This is a genomic window from Alistipes sp. CHKCI003 (genome assembly GCF_900021155.1).
GTDB lineage: Bacteria > Bacteroidota > Bacteroidia > Bacteroidales > Rikenellaceae > Alistipes > Alistipes excrementavium.
The window spans coordinates 36,631-53,368 of the sequence record NZ_FCNT01000012.1; the positions used below are offsets into that span (position 1 = coordinate 36,631).

A 16,738-nucleotide genomic window follows, 5' to 3' on the forward strand; every position below is an offset into this window, starting at 1 on the left:
AAAGCCCTGCAAAGAAAGCAATTTTTTTGTGGAATTGCGCCACACGAGCGTGGAAAAATTCCACACGTTCCGTTCGAAACGGGAAAAAGAAGCCCCTACGACAAAAAAGTCCTCCCCTCGGGGAAGACTTTTTCACACACAAACATTAACAATACAAACAATGCGAAAACGGCTATATTTCTCTTTCATTGTCCACAGTGCAAAGGTCGCACATTCCGCCGAGCCGCACAATCGCCACATTTGCGTATTTTCATGCGCGACGGAATCCCCATAAATAGGGATTCCGTCGCGCCCGTCGTCTCCTCAGCCGTAAATCTCGTTCAGCAGCCGCGCCAGCCGGTATCCGCCTCTGAGCAACTGGGTCTCGATCGTCGGCGTGAACCGGTCGACATAATCGTAGGAGATCTCCGTACCCTCGGGCGTCTCGGCATAGATGCGCCGGCAGATTTCGTGCGTCTCCCGCATCCAGTCCGATGGCTCGCCCGACTGCACGAAAACGATTTCGTCGTCCGACAAGCGGTCGATCTGATCCTGCCACTCCGAGTAGCTCCAGCGGCGGGCCGCCTCGACGATCTGCGTATCCCAGACCGTATGCAGGTCCGTCGGAGTTCCGAAAAACGTTACGGACAGCATGTTGCCGCCCAGATCGCTCAGACGGCCCGTGTGCATGGGACAGTGCATGTCGCCCACCAGATGAATCAGCATCTTGAGCGCCGTCGCCTCCTCGTCGGGCTCCAGCCCCCCGTCCCTGAGCTTTCCGACCAGCGTCTCGATCGCCCGCAGGACGTCTCCGTCCGGATTCTTCGGCATCGTCTCGTAGGTGTACCCTTCGTCGATGTTGAGGTAGTGCCACGTCTTCGTATGGGCGTACTCGGGCCGGTGGCTGGCATTGTCCATCCAGTTGGCGTAGTAGACGGGCGAACGGCCGTCCAACACCTTTTCGATCCGCTCGGCCGCCTCGGGCGCGAGGTGGCATTCGGCGATGTACGCCACGACGTCGTGGCCTTTCTGGCCCCATGCCAGCAAGCTTTGGGCCGTCAGCAGACAGCCGACGAGAAGCAGGAATTTTTTCATGGTATCGGTACTTATTCGAAGGGATGACACCCCGCCTTTCGAGCCTTGCGAACGTCGCACGCCGCACGCAAAATCTCGCGGCCGCAGCCGCCGGAAAGGCGCCGGAGAAGGACGGTTCTCCGCACGGCCGCCCCGCGAGCAGGAGCTCAAGGGGCGGGGCGCTCCGCGTTTCAATGATTCATCGTGGCGAGGAACTCTTCGTTCGTTTCGGTCTGGGACATCTGCTTATGCAGGAACTCCATGGCCTCCACGGGTGTCATGTCCGAAAGATATTTGCGCAGAATCCACGTGCGGTTCATCACCTCGCGCGGAAGCAGCAGATCCTCGCGCCGCGTACCCGACGCGATCACGTCGACGGCGGGGTAGACGCGCTTGTTGGCCAGCTTGCGGTCGAGCTGCAACTCCATGTTGCCCGTACCCTTGAACTCCTCGAAGATCACCTCGTCCATCTTCGAACCGGTGTCGATGAGCGCCGTGGCGATGATCGTGAGCGACCCCTTCTCCTCCGTGTTGCGCGCCGCGCCGAAGAAACGCTTGGGCTTGTGGAGCGCATTGGCGTCCACGCCGCCCGAGAGCACCTTGCCCGATGCGGGCTGCACGGAGTTGTAGGCACGCGCCAGTCGCGTGATGGAGTCGAGGAAGATCACCACGTCATGACCGCATTCGACCATGCGTTTGGCCTTGTCGAGCACCATCTCGGCCACCTTCACATGGCGCGATGCCTGCTCGTCGAAGGTCGAGGCCACCACCTCGGCCTTCGTGTTGCGGGCCATTTCGGTTACCTCCTCCGGACGCTCGTCGATCAGCAGCACGATGATGTAAACCTCGGGGTGGTTGTCGGCTATGGCGTTGATGATCTGCGTCATGAGCACCGTCTTACCCGTCTTGGGCTGCGCCACGATCAGTCCGCGCTGGCCTTTGCCGATGGGGGAGAAGAGGTCCACCACGCGCGTGGAGAGGTTGTTGTGGCCGTTGCCCGTGAGGCAGAACTTCTCGCTCGGGAACAGAGGCGTCATGAACTCGAACTGCACGCGGTCGCGGATGTACTCGGGTTTCAGGCCGTTGATCTCGTTCACGCGCACCAGCGGGAAGTACTTCTCGCCCTCCTTCGGGGGGCGGATCGCGCCGAGCACCGTGTCGCCGGGCTTGAGGCCGAAGAGCTTAATCTGCGACGGCGACACGTAGATGTCGTCGGGCGAGTTGAGGTAGTTGTAGTCGGCCGAGCGGAGGAATCCGTAGCCGTCGGGCATGATCTCCAGCACGCCTTCGCCCTCGATCTCGCCGGCGAAATCGTCCTTGGTAATCACCTCGTCGTCGAGCGACGGCTGAGGCTGCTGCACGGCGGCGGACGCTTCGGCAGCCTCGGCCGACGGTTCGCGCACGGGCTCCTCCTCCGTGCGGCCGAAGACATCGTCCGTCCCGGGTTCGGCCGGCGCTTCGGCCTTCGCCTTGGGCTTGCGGCCCCGGCGCTTGGGCTCCGCCTGCGGCGCCTGAGTGCGGAGCGTCTCCCGTCTGTCGGCCGGCGCCTCGCTCCGGAAGAGCTCCTGCGGCTCCGCCTCCGCTCCGGGACGGGCCGCAGGCTCCGGTTGTTCCCGCTGCACGGAGGCTTCGCCCGCCCCCTGCGACGCAGGTTCGGTCTTGGCGATACGGGGGCGGCGGCCCCGTTTGGCGGCCTGAGGCGCAGCGGGTTCCGCAGCGGCAACGGTTTCGCCCGCAGCGTTCGCCTCCTCCTGCGGAGCGGCCGCAGCGGCGATCAGGTCGAGTAATTCGCGTTTTTTGACCATGACGTTCGACAGTCCGAGCGCTTTGCCTATTTCACGCAACTCGGCAAGTGTCTTGCCTTCGAGTGCATTCTGATCCTGCATATTTTCTGTTTTCAAATTGATTTTCATCGCCGGACGGTTGTCCGGCTGTCGGAATTCGTATGCAAAGATAGTGCATTATTTCGAAATTCAAAACCTCCGACTCAAAAAAACCGCTCACGGTCAACGCGACAGAGGCTCCGCACCGTGCCGCGCCGCGAGATCCCGGTACCTTTCCAGCCGGAGTTCGCACAGGCGTTGTACGATCCCGCCCATCCGTTCGACACGGTCCATGTGCGTCTCCAGCTCTGCGGGATCGACCGTGAAGCGCACGTCGTAGGCCGCCCTGCGGATAAATCCGCGGAGGCGCGAGGGCGTGAAGAGGCGTTCGGTGCGGTCGTCGTCGAAGAGGAGCATCAGTTCGGACGAGAGCGTGCGCATCCGCTCGTGCATCGCCACCGGATCGTGGATGCCGAACTCGCAGCCGTGGTAGACGTAGAAGAGCATGTGGTAGAAATAGACGGCCGCCTGCGCCGTGAAGAGAGCCGCGGGACGCAGGTTGTAACCTTCGGCATACTCCGTGTTGGCCCTCTCCAGATAGAACATCCCCATGTCCGCGAAGGTGTCGTAATAGAGTCTGGCATCGGCATAGGCCGCCGCGAAGTTGCAGGATTTCGGACGCCGGAAGTAGTGGCGGTCCTTGCAGTAGAGGAGAATGCCTTCGCGGTGGCTGAAGTAGAGAAACGGCGTGTTGTGCGACTCCACGTAGCTCAGCGGCAGCACATAGAGATTCATATAGCGGATCTTACGATGGCGGACAGGCATCTGGTAGCGCAGGTAACGCTTGACCTGCACCCAATCGTAGACGGGGCGTTCGCGCACGACCAGCATGAGGTCGTAAGCCTTCGGATCGCTGAAGGGCGTGCCTCCGGCCAGTTTGCCGAAGAGCAGGATGTACTCCGGATCGAAGAGGCCCTGCGTGAGCCAGCGGACGATCTCGGCGGCCTCGTCGGCGTCGTAGCGTGCGCCGTCTCCGGCGGCACCCGATGTCGGTTCCGGCGCGGACTGTCGGGCCATCCCCGTTTCGAAGAGAGACTCCGGCGCAGGCTGCCGGGGCGCAACCGTCTCGACGATCCGGTCCGGACCGGAGCTCACGCCGGGAGCCGTGCAGTTCTCCGGCCCACACTCCGGCCCCCGGTCCGATTCGAGCAGCGGACCGCCGTCCGGTTCATGTTCGGCATCGCTATACGGTTCGTATTCCGTGTCGCACTCCGGACCGCCGACGGCTCGGCGGTCCGCACCGGATAACCGGCATGCGGCGTTCGCTGCCGCCGGGGCCGGGGATTCCGGCATCTTCGCGGCGGACCGCACCGGCTTCGATGCGGCTTCGGGGTTCGGGTGCGAGACCGATGATTCGGATTGCCGCACGAGCTGTTCCTGTGCGGCCGACGTGTTGTTTTCCATTGTTGTAAGGCGTTTTAATTCGACAATAAGAGAGCTGTCCCCGCCACATCCGCCGGATGCAGCGAGGCATGAAACAATGTTCGGGCAACGGTTCGACTACTCGGGCGGACGGCAGCTTTTGCGGGGAGTCCGGTCGCAAGGCGACGGCAGCCCGCGGAGGCTGGCCTTTCGGCTTGCCGGCATCGGAACGCCGGCGATGTGTACAGTTCGCATATATATAAAAAAAGTGCGCAGCTGCGAACTGTACACATCACTTATTTCTAAGATTAGGTAAGTACCATTCACGGACGAGTGCCCCAACGGTTCTGCGCATAGGATTGCATGTCGACTCACCTAATGCTATTTAGAAATATCAATACAGTTCGCAACGACAAAGATAATAGATATGTTTCACACAGCAAGAAAATTCGGGAAAATTTTATCAACATTCGAAGAAACCCCGACCGTGCGGCGAACGGGAAGGTCGTGCCGGCGGAACACACGTGCAGCCGCGAACTGCGCGCTTCGCTCCGTTCGGCACCGGGGAAGCGCCGGTCGCAGCCCGGAGCGGCCCCCGACGGCTCTGCGCGTCGCAGGTCCGAAAAATAGAAAAAACGACGAAATACATAGCAAAAAAAGGAAGATGGGAAAGATTTGCTATATTTGTGTATATTTTATTTTATTCATATAATAATATATACTGTTTTTTACATTACTTCCTATCCTAAACAAATGAAGCGATGAACTTGGGACCCCACTATTACGACATTGCAGAGGCGCTGGACAATATGAAATTTACAAGGGAGCGCGAAGATGCCAACAGCAACGGCCGCGTTCAGTACGTAATCAAGAATCTGAACAGACTGAGAAAGGCCGTATTGCTGGTGCGCGACATCCCGTATCTCGGGCCGCAGATGCATACCGTCGTGGAGCACCCGCTCTTCAAAAGCCCGCAGGACGAGTACACGTTGAGTACGACCGAATACCTCGAATTCAAAACGCTGATCGAGAAATTGAAGAACAAGTTACAAGTGCTGAAAGAGATCGTCGAAACGGACGGACTGTCGGATCTGCACGATATGCTCTCCATACGGATTCCGGCGCTCAATACGTTCGACGAGCTGAGCAAAGTGGCGGACGAACTGAAGAAGTCGATCGAACTGCCGTTGATCGACAGCCGGGTCGAATCGAACGTCAAGATCGTCGGAGCCGATCGGGGTTCGATCATTTTCTACGTCAGTCTGGGTGCCGCGGCGGCCGTCAAACTCATCGGAGTGATCTGCTGGAGCGCCGCCGTGATCCGGCGCAAGCGCGCCGAGGCCCGCATACTCGAGGAACATGCCAAAACGCTGCAACTCAAAAACGAAAGCCTTCGGGATCTGATCGAGGCCCAACGCGAACAACTGAGGAACATCACGCAGGGAGAGGCGGAACGGATCGTCCGCACGCATTACGACCAAAACGATCCGGAAGCCGTCGAACGGTTGAAACTGTCGATCAACAGCATCAGCGAGCTGATCGACCGGGGCGTAACGATCCTCCCGAACGGCAACGACCGCGAGACGCTCAAATCCTTCCCCGATTATTCGCAGCTCAGCCTGATCGAATCGACGATCAAGCAACTGAAGAAATCGGCCGAAACCCCTTCCTGACGCAACCGGAGCACGTCCGGACCGACAAACCGCCCGTTTTACTGAATTTCAAACAACCCAACGATGGCCAAACCGCGCATATTCATCAGTTCGACCTTCTACGATCTGAGGCAGATCCGGCTGGAACTGGACAAATTCATCGAGAACCTCGGCTACGAACCCGTACGCAACGAGGAGGGAGACATTCCCTACGGCAAAGACGAGAAACTGGAGGCTTACTGCTACAAGGAGATCGGCAACATAGACATTCTGATCTCGATCATCGGCGGACGTTACGGAAGCCCCTCTTCGATTCGGGAGCAGAAGAGCTATTCCGTGTCGCAGATGGAGCTCAAGACCGCCCTGAAGGAGGACAAGCAGGTCTTCATCTTCATCGACAAGAACGTATTCACCGAATACGAAACCTACATCCTGAACAAGGACCGGGAGATCGTCTACAAATACGCGGACAATGTCAACATCTATAAATTCATCGAAGAGATCAAGTCGCTGCCGCACAACAACAACATCAAGGGATTCGAAACGGCCGAGGACATCACCCGCTACCTGCGCGAACAGTTCGCGGGGCTCTTCAAGCAGTTTCTCGTCGACAACAAACGGATCAAGGAGGCGCTCGTGCTGAAAGACATCGAGAATACGGCCAAAACCCTGCGCGAAATGATCGACTACCTGAAGGAAGAGTCGCAAGGCAAAGATCAGGAGATCAACCGCATCATCCGCATCAACCATCCCATCGTCAAGAAGCTACGGGAGCTGCTGCGCATCGACTACAATTTCTACATCGAAGGTCGCGACGACCTGACGTGTCTGCTCAAAGCACGGGGCTTCAGGCAGATGGGCGATACCGGAAAGACCGGTTACTGGATCCGCAGCATCAGCCGCGCCGAACAGGGCAGGCACTACGTGCGGCGCATCTGCATCAGCGACGAACTTTTCAACGAGGACGGATCGCTCAAATACCTCCGGCCCGACGACTGGCGCGACGATTTCATCACGGCGGAAATGCAGCCCGAAGGAAACGACAATCCGATCTGGGGTATGTTGTCCGACCGTTCCCACCCGTGAATCCGGAGATCCGGCGAAGCCTTCCGAAGCACGTCCGAGAAACCGCGATCCGAGAATAAGCGCCTCGCGCCGGTCTCCCGCGATCGGCCCCGGGGATTTCCGGGAGCCGCCTGAATTCCGAATCGCCGGCGATTCGTCGGACGCCCGGCTGCCGGCGGGAAAAAGGGGAGGGGAGTAAGCCGCCCCCTCCGGCGGGCGAACCGGACCGGCTCCGAAAAAAACGATCGGATACAGACACGGACAAATGCGAAAAACCGCGCGCTCCCGGCTCGGAGCGTGCGGTTTTCCGCATCCGTACTCGAAGCCGGGATCGAACCGGCACGGCCATTGCTGGCCACAGGATTTTAAGTCCGGCGTGTCTACCTATTCCACCATTCGAGCGGCCGTCTCCCGCCGGAAGACGCGGCAAAAGTACGAATTTATTTACGAAACGCCAAATCTATGCAGCTTATCATCTCCTCCGTCCGGTCGGGTGCGAACCAGCGAATCTCCCCGTCGCGCCGGAACCACGTGAGCTGCCGCTTGGCGTAACGGCGCGTATTGCGCTTGATGAGCGCCACGGCCTCCTCGCGGGTGCACGTGCCGTCGAAGTAGGCGAACAACTCCTTGTAGCCGACGGTTTGCAGGGCATTGAGGTGCCGGAAAGGGTAGAGCGCACGCGCCTCGGCTTCGAGGCCGGCCTCCATCATCAGGTCCACGCGCCGGTCGATCCGCTCGTAGAGCACCTCCCGCGGCAGATCGACGCCGAGCTTCACGATCCCGAAATCCCGCTTGCGGCGCACTCCCGTGCGGTATGCGGAGAAGGGGCGCCCCGTCTGCAAACAGACTTCCAGCGCCCGCAGCACCCGTGCGGGATTGTCGCGGTCCACCCGATCGCAATAGTCGGGATCGAGCCTGCCGAGCTCTTCGACGAGCGCGGGAAGCCCTTCGCGCCGCAGCCGCTCGGCCAGCGCCGCACGCAACGCGGCGTCGGCCTCCGGCAGATCGTCCATGCCTTCGCAGAGCGCCCGCACATAGAGCCCCGAACCGCCCGCGGCGATCACGGTTTCATGCTCCGCAAACAACCGCCCGAGCAGAGCCAGCGCCTCGGTTTCGAATTGTCCGCAACTGAACTCCCGGGTGATGTCGAGCGATGCGATAAAATGATGTTCGACCCGCCGCAACTGACCGGCATCCGGCTGGGCCGTGCCGATCGGCATCCCCCGATAGATTTGCCGCGAATCGGTCGAGAGGATCGGCGCCCGGTAGTGTTCGGCCAGCCGGATGCTCAGATCCGTCTTGCCGGAAGCCGTCGGTCCGACGATCACGACAAGCCGCCCGCTACTCATCGTCGTAAGCGTCGTCGCCTTCGAATTCGCGGAAGTCGTCCATCGCCTCGTCGAACATCGACCCCTCCTCCTCGTCGGCGCGGGTTTTCGAGGGGTCGTACTGGTCGGGCGCCTCGGCCCGCGCGAAGATTTCGCGCGGGTACTCGGCTCCGGCCTGCGCTTCGGCGGCACCCGTCAGCTCCAGATAGTAGGCACGGTCCCCGAACAGGTCGAAGAGATAGATCAGACGGTCGCGGTTGCTGTGGAGGATCTGCCCGAGCGCGATGCGCTCCATCGGCTCGGGCCCTTCGCCGTTTTCGGCACCCATGTCCATCAGGGTAAATTCGCGCAGCCTGTTCCAGCGGTCGTCCGCCGTGAAGAACGAAGCCATGCACGGCTCGTATTCGAGCGAGCGGAGGAGAAAATCGTGGAATTCGAGCAAGGTCGTATCGTACGATACCTCATAATCGCGCACGAATCGGTCGTTTTCGTCGCTCAGCATGCGGAAACGGAATACCATCGACCTGTTTTCAGACTTTTTCATAATTACAAATATAACATTATTTCCCGAGGCCCGCAAGAAATTCCATCACATCGCGGTCATCCGGATAATCCGTCAGCGCCGGCCGCTGCGCACAGCCGAAGTCCGCACGCCGCGAATGGGCGATGCACTCCGAGACCACGCACTGCAATTCGCCGTCGTGCTCCGCGAGCCATGCGGCGACCTCCGACACATCGTCGTAATACGTATAACAGATGCAGCTCAGCGCGGTCGGGAAGGCCCGCCGCTCGACCATCACGGCCGCCCCGAGGTCGCGGAACGGGACGCCCTGCATCACGAGCACCGCTTTCGTTTGCACGTAGTTGCGGCAGTACTTCGGATTCATGCGGAGCGGTGTCGGCCGCCAGCCGCATCCGCGCGGGAGAAACACGAGCGACACGCTGCGGCAGCCGAGGCCCGAGTAGGCGAACAGGTCGTCCGCGAGCCCTGCCAGCTGGCGTTCGGTCTCGCGGCCCGAGAGGACCGCGACCGACTGCCGGCTGCCGCGCAGCAGAGCGGGAAGAGCGGCATAGCGGGTCCGGAAAAAGCGGTTGGCCCGATCGCTGCCCGTGGCGATCACGGCGTCGGCCTCCGTCTCGGCGCCGTCGGCGAATTCGACCGCCGCATCCGGATCGATCTCGCGCAGCAGGGCGACGACGTACTCCAGCAGCGGACGGTCTTTCGACGAAGGTTTGACCAGACAGCGGTGTCCCGCCGCCACGACGCACAGCAGATCGAAAAAACCCACGAGCGGAATATTGCCGGCCATCACCACCAGCACCCGCCGCGGCTCGGCCGCGGGAACGGGGTAGTGCGACAGCCACGACGCGAGCCGTTCGCGCCGCAGCATCCCGTCCGCGACGGCTGCTGCGGCCCGCCGAATATCGCCGGACGTAAACCAGCCGTTCGCGGCTTGCGCGAGCTCCGCGGCCCGCCGCGAGGCTTCGTCCTGCCCGAAACGGACAAGACGCCGTCCCAATTCCGTAAAGAGGTCCAATGCGTTTTTCATCCCCGCAAAGATACGATTTCGCCGGAAATATTGTTCCGCAAGGCCGGGTTTAATCGGCGGTTCGACATTCGTGTCGTCGCCGTGCATCCCGCTCTTCACGCCTCGGCTCGGAAACGATGACGGAAAGAAACTTCAGACAGGCGACCGGACACCGCCCGCAGTCATTACCCGACCGGCGGTGCATCTTCGGCAGCAGACGACGGAACCGAGGCAACCGTCCGCTTTGACCTGAAACGCACGCCTTCGGCCTTCGACTCGCACGGTTGTGGCAGATCGTGCGGGAAGCGCAGCGCCGCATCGTACCCGCCTTGTCTCGCGCAGCAACCGAAGCCAAAATCGACGGCAGCCTCGCACGGGGATACGACACAAGGCTCTTCTTCGAAGAGCCATCGGAAGAGCACGATCTCCAACAACGATTTCCGACCTAAGTATACACCCCGTCCGGTCCCGGCCCCCGACCCTGCACCGACCGGCGATCCGGACCATACTCATAGCACAGGTCTCGGGGCATCGCTCCAGCACGACCATCCGCAGATCGACGAAGCCGTACGCAAAACGCGGACACCGCCCGCAGAGGCGGAAGCCGAACGCACGGGGATGCCGCCCTGCATGCCGGAGGCCCGGCACGCGGGAAATGAGGTACCGGCTTCTCGACGAACGTATGAAAGTATTCGGGGAAAACCTCTTGCGCACGAAAAAATTTGCAGAATACGCTCGAAAGATTTGGATATACGGATTTTTTCACTACCTTTGCACTCGCAATTCGACTGACAGGGATTGCGTACTGCGGAAATAGCTCAGTTGGTAGAGCGCAACCTTGCCAAGGTTGAGGTCGCGGGTCCGAGTCCCGTTTTCCGCTCCGGGAATCAGCAGTTTCAGAAATGAGGCTGCTGATTTTTTGTTTGCATAGGGTGGAAATACAGGACCGAAACAGCCTTTTCAGGCTCGCCCTCTTATCCCCTCTGCATAATACGACCCGTCGAATCCCCCCCCTCCTCCGGCCCCCGTACGGAAAATGGAAAAGACCTTCGGCCGCATCCTGAATGGCCGAAGGTCTATTTCGAGGCGTTGCACGTCATCACTCTATCTCCGCGTCGTCCGCGGGGCGATAGACGGCGCGGATACGGAATACGGTGGTGCGCAATGCCTTGCCGTACGGACTTGCCGGTCCGAGCGACGAATCGTAATATTTATACGCCCCGCTCTCCTTGTGCTTGATAACTCCATCGACCTGATGGGCCATCGTCGCCCGGGCATAACTCGTCGCCTCCGGAGTACCGAGTCCCCGTTCGGCTTCTGCCGCTGCGCAAGACCAGTAGAACGAATTCTGAAACTCAGGAGTGGAGGCGTAATAGGTAGTCAGCATATTTTCCAGTTCACGAATGGAGGGCAGATACCAGCGCATGTCTTCATAGCGGATGTAGCCGTTACGGTCGGTCTTGTTCTTACGGTAACAATACTCCGCTGCCGTGGAAGGTCGTACATCCAGTTCCATGGCTTCAAGGGGTTCATCGGGATAGTATCCTGCCCAAACCTCTTTCTGAGAATAGATTCCCCGCTCCATCAGGATTGCCATTGTCCCTTCACGCCCTTTGAAAATATTCTCCACGGCATCGTATTCGCACAGAAAATGGGTAGGAAGAATACCCGTATGTATGTACCCCATATCTTTCGGCCCCCATGGCAGCCCGTCGTAGACCTGATCGCTCTGCCATGCAGAGAGCGGGTCGTAATAGTCCAGATACTCTTCATAGGCTTCCGCATAGATGTAATACTGGTGTTCGCCGCCATCCTCCACGTTGACTTTCAGCAGTCCGTGCTGTTCGATCGTGATGGTATGGGGCTCGCCGACCTGCTTGCCGTTTTCCTTATAGGTCAGCACCAGATCGGCCGAACGGTCCTTCGTGCTGATATTTTCGTCCACATAGATATAGATACGGTCTCGATCGCCCAGATCCTCGTATTTCGTATTGTTTTTCAACTGCCCGGGATCGGTCAGCAAATCCGAGGTGAAGTATTTCCGTTTGCCCGTACCGGCAGCAAATTCCTGCCTCGGGTGCTCTATGTAAAGATCGCTGTCGTCCGTTTTTCCGCTCTCCATTACGGATTTGGGCACCCTCTCGATACGCACCCAGTTTTTGGCTTCCGGATCTTTCACCTCGATATCCATCGTCGGGTTTTGATTCTCATCGAACAGATAGACATCCAACGGCGTAACATTGAAATGGGCATCCATGTTCTTATGCCGCAATATGGAGATGTAATAGGGGTTGGTCGCCTCCACGTCGATACGGGCATCGAACGTTACGTCGCCGGGCAGGTTGCCCGCTCGGGTAATGCCGGCGATCGTTACCCGGTTGCGGTACTGGTGATTCCGTTTGACATTGAAATCATCCACCGGATCGCCGCCGAGATAAATCGTGCAAGTGGCGTTGTAAACGATACCGTCGGCATCGGTAAAAAAGCCCCCGACTACTATATGCGTAGCGGGTATCACCTCGCCGGTATCCTCGTTTCTCGCCAGCAAAGGCTTGTAGCACTGATAAGCCTCCGGAAGCGTACCTGCCGGATAGGAATATTCGGCAGGGTATTCCTTGTACCCCGGCTCGCGCAGGTTCTCGAACACGTAGAACGAAAGAGTCGCCTCGCCGCTCTGGTTGTAGATAATGTCCTGTGTAGGATCGAGCACTTCTTTCATGTCCTTAACGTCGTCGGCTTCTCCGTCGCCGTCCGGATCGAGGTCGCTTTGCGGCACGTCTCCGTCCGTAGCCGTCGGAGCGATGAAGGGAACGGCGGTAGCCATGTTGCACACCTCGTATTGCGTCAGGTTCAGCGACGGCAACCCGCCGACCGCCCCGTTCGCGGAGGAGATCTTGAACGAAAAATCGAACCGTGCCATCAACGCCTTCATCGCGATGACGACCTCGCCTCGCTCTTTCGTCAGGTCGACCTCGGTTTCCGATTTTCCCACCATCGGCATGCCCGATTCAGGCAGTTCCACAAGCGTTCGATAATCGACGGGCCGGTAGCGGAAATTCTCGAAAGCCTTCAGATCGGGTATTAGCTCCGGATAACCCTCGTCCGTCATCTTCCCGAATGTCCCCGGCTCCACGTTCGCCACCACGTACACGGTGGCACCGGATGCCTCGACGGCATCTGCGAAACCGTCGTTGTCTATAAGCAGCGTGGAAGTGCCCGTAGCGGTCTGGTATCCCTGAAACCGATGCTCTCCGTCCTGCTTCGCCGACAGGTACTCGCCGTTCGGCCCGAAAAGAAAGACGTGGAGCGTCTTGATTTCGCGCTCGGCCTCATTCTTCGGATCGGAGGCACGGGTAACGACGCTTTCGGGCGACATGCTCTCCGCCACGGCCGTCAGACGGAAATTCCCGTCATGCCCGAAGCCGCTCCGATCGGGGATCTCGTCTTTCGAACACCCCGCCAGACACAATGCCGCCGATACTGCGGCCGCCCATAAATGCCCGCAGACATAGTTCCGTATGCTCGTTTTGTTGTTCATATCCGCTCTTTTATTCGAAATCCAAATCGCTGTCGCCGCCATCCTCCCACACCTGATTGTTGTCCACCACGAAGTTCAGGACGAAAGCGTCTCCGATAAAATTCAGTTCCACGGTGTAGATCGTACCCGCCTGCGGGAAGAAGTCGGCCACGCTGCCGATATATCGGTTCGTGTGTACCTCGCCCATGAAGGTATAGTCCAGATATATCTCTATATCGCCCAAATACGGATTCGCAGTAGGATTGGACACCAGCATCAGCACTTTGTCTCCGAGGCGATCGGCCGATTGGTGGGCCAGCACCTTGACGTCATCCGTTTCGTCCGAACCGTCGAGGAAGGCAAACGTCCCGCGGAACGTCTCCTCCGGATAGGATTGCCCCTTGTCGATGTCGATTTTGACGGAACGGTGGAAGGTGCCTGCCAGCCGCAGCCCGTGAATGACTACGCCGTGCGTCTCGTTGTAATTGTTCGCCTTGAAGTTCAGGCCGACCAACATGTGATAGAACCGCAGGTTCACATGTCCGTCGCCGCGCGTTGCATCCATCGCAGCAGCAACCATCGCATCCGGTATCTCCTCCATCGTGCGCGGGGTCTCGACCTCACCGCCCTCGAAAGGCATGGAGAACGTCAGCGTGGGGGCGCCCATTCCCTCCGCAGTCTCGGGGGTAACGGCGAAATATCCGCCCTCATACGGATAGTAAGCGAAAAAACTGTAAAGGTAATCCCGCGGTTCGTACCAGCGTTGCTGCATGCCGGTATAGTAGCAGGCCGAACCGTTGTACTCGACTTCGGTTTTGTAGAACAGATGGGGCGTGCTTCGCGGGGCCTTGGCTTCCCACGAGTCCGTCCCCGTATTGGGGTCGAGGCCGGTGTTGTCGCCCTTCTGCGCCAGACAGTAGCCCAGCACCCCGAACGAGCCGCCTTCCGGGAACTCGTCCAAAGGCCCTCCGGCCGCCCGCGACGACAGACCGCCGCCCGATGAGACGTCCGGAATCCCGAAACGGATCGACTCGCCGGAAAGCACCGCAGGAGCCGTGTATTCCGACTTTTCGCAAGAGAGCGTCGCAACCGTCAGGGACAAAAGAAATATCGTCTTTATCTTCATAGGATGTATGCTGTTAAATTCCGAATATGCGCGGCAATCACTCCACCGTGATGCTGCCGCCCGAAGCGGAAATCCAAGGCACCACCTCCGGCCGCTCGAACAAGATGTATTCGCCGCCTATCGTGAAGGTGTAGCGGTAACTTCCGCCGGCCGCCCACGCGGCGAGGCCCGCTTCGGCAAGGTTTACGCTCTTCGTGAGGATGTCGGACGTGCTGCCCGCCTCGGTATACCGGTATCGGATCTCCAGCGTGAAAGCCTCGCCGACACTCTGCGGCAACAGCAGCAGGTCGTCCGTGAATACGGACTGTCCCGACGCCGTCAGCTTCAGTCCGGCGGTATTTTCGGCAAAAGGCGCATCGGCAGTCGTGGGCTCTCCGGGCGTCCACACTCCGTCCTCGCCGGGCCATACCGTGCAGCTGCCCCCTTTGGGCATCCCGAAAAGTTTCACCGAAACGATTTCGGCACTCACGCGCCCCGAAGCCGCCAGCGCGGGATCCACACGGCCTTCGATGCGTACCTGCGCAAGCAGATGGCGGAAGACGAAGGTTACGGGCCGTGCGGGCGGAGTGTATCGGAGGTCCGTTTCCTCCGCCGCCATCAGATCCGCGGACTGCGTGGCGTCGAAATCCGTAATTTCCATATACGGACTTCCTCCCGCACCCGTAACTTTCAACGCCGATTGCAGCTCATACGGATAGACGGCGTAAAAATCGTATGCGGCACCGTTTCTCCAGAATCGCAGGTTCGTGTATCCCCATTCGCCGTTCTCAAGGGTTACGGATTCCTGTTCCAGAATCAAGGACGGAACGCCCCCCGCAGGGGTTTCGCGGGCCCATACGGCAAAGCGGTCTTTCTCGGCGAACTCGGTTACCGCGGAGCGTGCGACGTTCGTCGAGAAGCCGATGGCCTCGTCCTGCGCGACGGTTCCCGCGCCGCTCTTCGAACAGCCGGACAATAGCAGCAGACCTGCCGCCAACGTTCGTGTCGTCGATATATTACGATTTTTCCACATAGTCTTCGTTCGGTTCAGCTCTTCATGCGACCGGAAAGGGACCGTTCCCGGCGAGCCGGAAACAATCCGGATTTGCCCGGAAGGTTGCCGAGGCGCGAAAACGAACATTCAACCCCGTCCGGTCAATAACCGGAACCCGTCTTACGGCGGTTCCGAAGGTCGTGTTTTTATTCTTCCGACACTGGTATTTCTAATTCTACATCATCCTTACTCGGCGTCCATTTGTCGACACTCGGCTCTTCGAACTCGATATATTCCAAATTGACGCTCTCAGGCGTGATCGTGGCGACGTAGTTATAACGATAGCCTTTCGCCCACGCTGTGGTCGTCTCGTTTGGAAGATTGACCGAAATTTTGTCCTTGGAGGCAATAATTTGGCCGTTTTGATCCTTGACCTCCACATCGAAGGTAACGCTGACCGTTCCGACAGACTGAGGAATGACGACGATTCCGTCGCTACTGCCCGCGGCCGAGATCTGCAACTGATCTGTAAGAGCGAAAGTACCATTTCCTGTCGCCGTGTCCCAGTCGCCTCCGAAATTCTCGTCTCCTGTACCGGTTATAGTGTTACCGGTAAATGTCGCCTGCGTTGCGATACCTGTTACCTGAATGTCGCTGACGTTAACTTCGGAGGTCTTATCGAACCCGTTTTTGAAAGTAAACTGAACATTCGAGAGCAGATGCTTGAAAATAAGAGCAATGGGCTCATTGCTCTCTGCCTGTCCATTTTGGGTATAGGCCGCATAAAGCAGATCCTCCTGATTGTTTTGATCGGAAGTGTACGTAAAAGTAAGGTAGCCGTTATCGTTCAGCCCCTCGGCCGATACTGCATTCTCCGGGGCATAGGCGGCGAAAGTGTACGTCGCGCCATCGATCCACGGGCGCTGTCCTCCTTCGTAAGTCCAAACATTCTCCCCGCCTCCCTCGGTAACTTTGTCGTTGGTGAATACCGTCACCGTGGATGCATCATCTTTGGTGTATTGCCCGTACACCCAAAATTCGGACAGGTCATCGATCTCTGTGAAGGCACGGGTCTCGGTGGAATATCCGATGTAAGCCCCGTCGAAACGGATGCCGGCTGTCTCGGGCCTCTCGACCGTCTCGGTCTTGCTGCAACTTGCCAGAATCGCTGCGACTCCGGCAATCAAAAGAAAATTCCTTCTCATCTTTTTCGCTTTTAATAATGGTTTGTTGTATGAAAAACGTACTTA

The 16,738-nt window shown here is 58.8% G+C and carries 12 protein-coding genes and 2 tRNA genes; 3 read left to right on the top strand and 11 right to left on the bottom strand.

The genetic code is table 11. The features are described from left to right. Nucleotides 1–303: 303 nt before the first annotated feature. From BN3659_RS01385 to BN3659_RS01395, 3 genes are all read right to left on the bottom strand, one after another. Entirely contained in the window at nt 304–1,074 is a 771-nt protein-coding gene (locus BN3659_RS01385) for a S1/P1 nuclease (protein ID WP_091533968.1), read from the bottom strand. Between the two features lie 170 nt (nt 1,075–1,244). After that, nucleotides 1,245–2,939 (bottom strand): transcription termination factor Rho, encoded by a 1,695-nt coding sequence (rho, locus tag BN3659_RS01390; protein ID WP_091533969.1) that lies wholly within the window; start codon nt 2,937–2,939, stop codon nt 1,245–1,247. 120 nt (nt 2,940–3,059) lie between these two features. Beyond that, complete coding sequence (locus BN3659_RS01395) at nt 3,060–4,340, bottom strand: nucleotidyltransferase domain-containing protein (RefSeq protein ID WP_253181049.1); 1,281 nt, start codon at nt 4,338–4,340, stop codon at nt 3,060–3,062. 719 nt (nt 4,341–5,059) lie between these two features. On the opposite strand from BN3659_RS01395, the gene BN3659_RS01400 reads away from it, so the two are divergent. Beyond that, entirely contained in the window at nt 5,060–5,971 is a 912-nt protein-coding gene (locus BN3659_RS01400) for a hypothetical protein (protein WP_091533970.1), read from the top strand. Nucleotides 5,972–6,034: 63 nt separating this feature from the next. Next, on the top strand, nt 6,035–7,036 hold the full coding sequence (locus BN3659_RS01405; RefSeq protein ID WP_091533972.1) for a DUF4062 domain-containing protein: 1,002 nt from the start codon (nt 6,035–6,037) through the stop codon (nt 7,034–7,036). 295 nt (nt 7,037–7,331) lie between these two features. Here BN3659_RS01405 and BN3659_RS01410 read toward each other — a convergent pair. The 4 genes from BN3659_RS01410 to BN3659_RS01425 form a co-directional block, all read right to left on the bottom strand. After that, nucleotides 7,332–7,417 (bottom strand) — tRNA-Leu (locus BN3659_RS01410). 38 nt (nt 7,418–7,455) lie between these two features. Beyond that, a complete protein-coding gene (miaA, locus tag BN3659_RS01415) occupies nt 7,456–8,364 on the bottom strand; it encodes a tRNA (adenosine(37)-N6)-dimethylallyltransferase MiaA (protein ID WP_091533973.1) in 909 nt (302 codons plus the stop codon). Continuing rightward, nucleotides 8,357–8,887, bottom strand: a complete 531-nt coding sequence (locus tag BN3659_RS01420; protein WP_091533975.1) for an IS1096 element passenger TnpR family protein — start codon at nt 8,885–8,887, stop codon at nt 8,357–8,359. Before BN3659_RS01420 ends, miaA begins: the two co-directional genes overlap by 8 nt. 16 nt (nt 8,888–8,903) lie before the next feature. Beyond that, nucleotides 8,904–9,893 carry an acyl-CoA reductase gene (locus BN3659_RS01425; protein WP_091533976.1) on the bottom strand — a complete coding sequence of 330 codons (990 nt, stop codon included), beginning with the start codon at nt 9,891–9,893 and terminating at the stop codon, nt 8,904–8,906. Between the two features lie 786 nt (nt 9,894–10,679). On the opposite strand from BN3659_RS01425, the gene BN3659_RS01430 reads away from it, so the two are divergent. Continuing rightward, nucleotides 10,680–10,752: transfer RNA gene (locus BN3659_RS01430), tRNA-Gly, on the top strand. 219 nt (nt 10,753–10,971) lie between these two features. On the opposite strand, the gene BN3659_RS01435 is transcribed toward BN3659_RS01430, so the two are convergent. The 4 genes from BN3659_RS01435 to BN3659_RS01450 form a co-directional block, all read right to left on the bottom strand. Then, the gene (locus BN3659_RS01435; protein WP_171847670.1) at nt 10,972–13,410 is read right to left on the bottom strand and encodes a fimbrial protein; all 2,439 of its coding nucleotides are present in this window, start codon (nt 13,408–13,410) and stop codon (nt 10,972–10,974) included. 10 nt (nt 13,411–13,420) lie between these two features. Further along, on the bottom strand, nt 13,421–14,515 hold the full coding sequence (locus BN3659_RS01440; protein WP_091533979.1) for a fimbrillin family protein: 1,095 nt from the start codon (nt 14,513–14,515) through the stop codon (nt 13,421–13,423). Between the two features lie 37 nt (nt 14,516–14,552). Next, the gene (locus BN3659_RS01445) at nt 14,553–15,527 is read right to left on the bottom strand and encodes a fimbrillin family protein (protein ID WP_171847671.1); all 975 of its coding nucleotides are present in this window, start codon (nt 15,525–15,527) and stop codon (nt 14,553–14,555) included. Between the two features lie 167 nt (nt 15,528–15,694). Then, on the bottom strand, nt 15,695–16,693 hold the full coding sequence (locus tag BN3659_RS01450; protein ID WP_091533981.1) for a fimbrillin family protein: 999 nt from the start codon (nt 16,691–16,693) through the stop codon (nt 15,695–15,697). Between the last annotated feature and the right edge of the window lie 45 nt (nt 16,694–16,738).

What these genes read in the sequence shown, in the direction of transcription:
- BN3659_RS01385 (WP_091533968.1), bottom strand. Translation starts at nt 1,074, where the DNA reads ATGAAAAAATTCCTGCTTCTCGTCGGCTGTCTGCTGACGGCCCAAAGC.
- rho (WP_091533969.1), bottom strand. Translation starts at nt 2,939, where the DNA reads ATGCAGGATCAGAATGCACTCGAAGGCAAGACACTTGCCGAGTTGCGT.
- BN3659_RS01395 (WP_253181049.1), bottom strand. Translation starts at nt 4,340, where the DNA reads ATGGAAAACAACACGTCGGCCGCACAGGAACAGCTCGTGCGGCAATCC.
- BN3659_RS01400 (WP_091533970.1), top strand. Translation starts at nt 5,060, where the DNA reads ATGAACTTGGGACCCCACTATTACGACATTGCAGAGGCGCTGGACAAT.
- BN3659_RS01405 (WP_091533972.1), top strand. Translation starts at nt 6,035, where the DNA reads ATGGCCAAACCGCGCATATTCATCAGTTCGACCTTCTACGATCTGAGG.
- miaA (WP_091533973.1), bottom strand. Translation starts at nt 8,364, where the DNA reads ATGAGTAGCGGGCGGCTTGTCGTGATCGTCGGACCGACGGCTTCCGGC.
- BN3659_RS01420 (WP_091533975.1), bottom strand. Translation starts at nt 8,887, where the DNA reads ATGAAAAAGTCTGAAAACAGGTCGATGGTATTCCGTTTCCGCATGCTG.
- BN3659_RS01425 (WP_091533976.1), bottom strand. Translation starts at nt 9,893, where the DNA reads ATGAAAAACGCATTGGACCTCTTTACGGAATTGGGACGGCGTCTTGTC.
- BN3659_RS01435 (WP_171847670.1), bottom strand. Translation starts at nt 13,410, where the DNA reads ATGAACAACAAAACGAGCATACGGAACTATGTCTGCGGGCATTTATGG.
- BN3659_RS01440 (WP_091533979.1), bottom strand. Translation starts at nt 14,515, where the DNA reads ATGAAGATAAAGACGATATTTCTTTTGTCCCTGACGGTTGCGACGCTC.
- BN3659_RS01445 (WP_171847671.1), bottom strand. Translation starts at nt 15,527, where the DNA reads ATGTGGAAAAATCGTAATATATCGACGACACGAACGTTGGCGGCAGGT.
- BN3659_RS01450 (WP_091533981.1), bottom strand. Translation starts at nt 16,693, where the DNA reads ATGAGAAGGAATTTTCTTTTGATTGCCGGAGTCGCAGCGATTCTGGCA.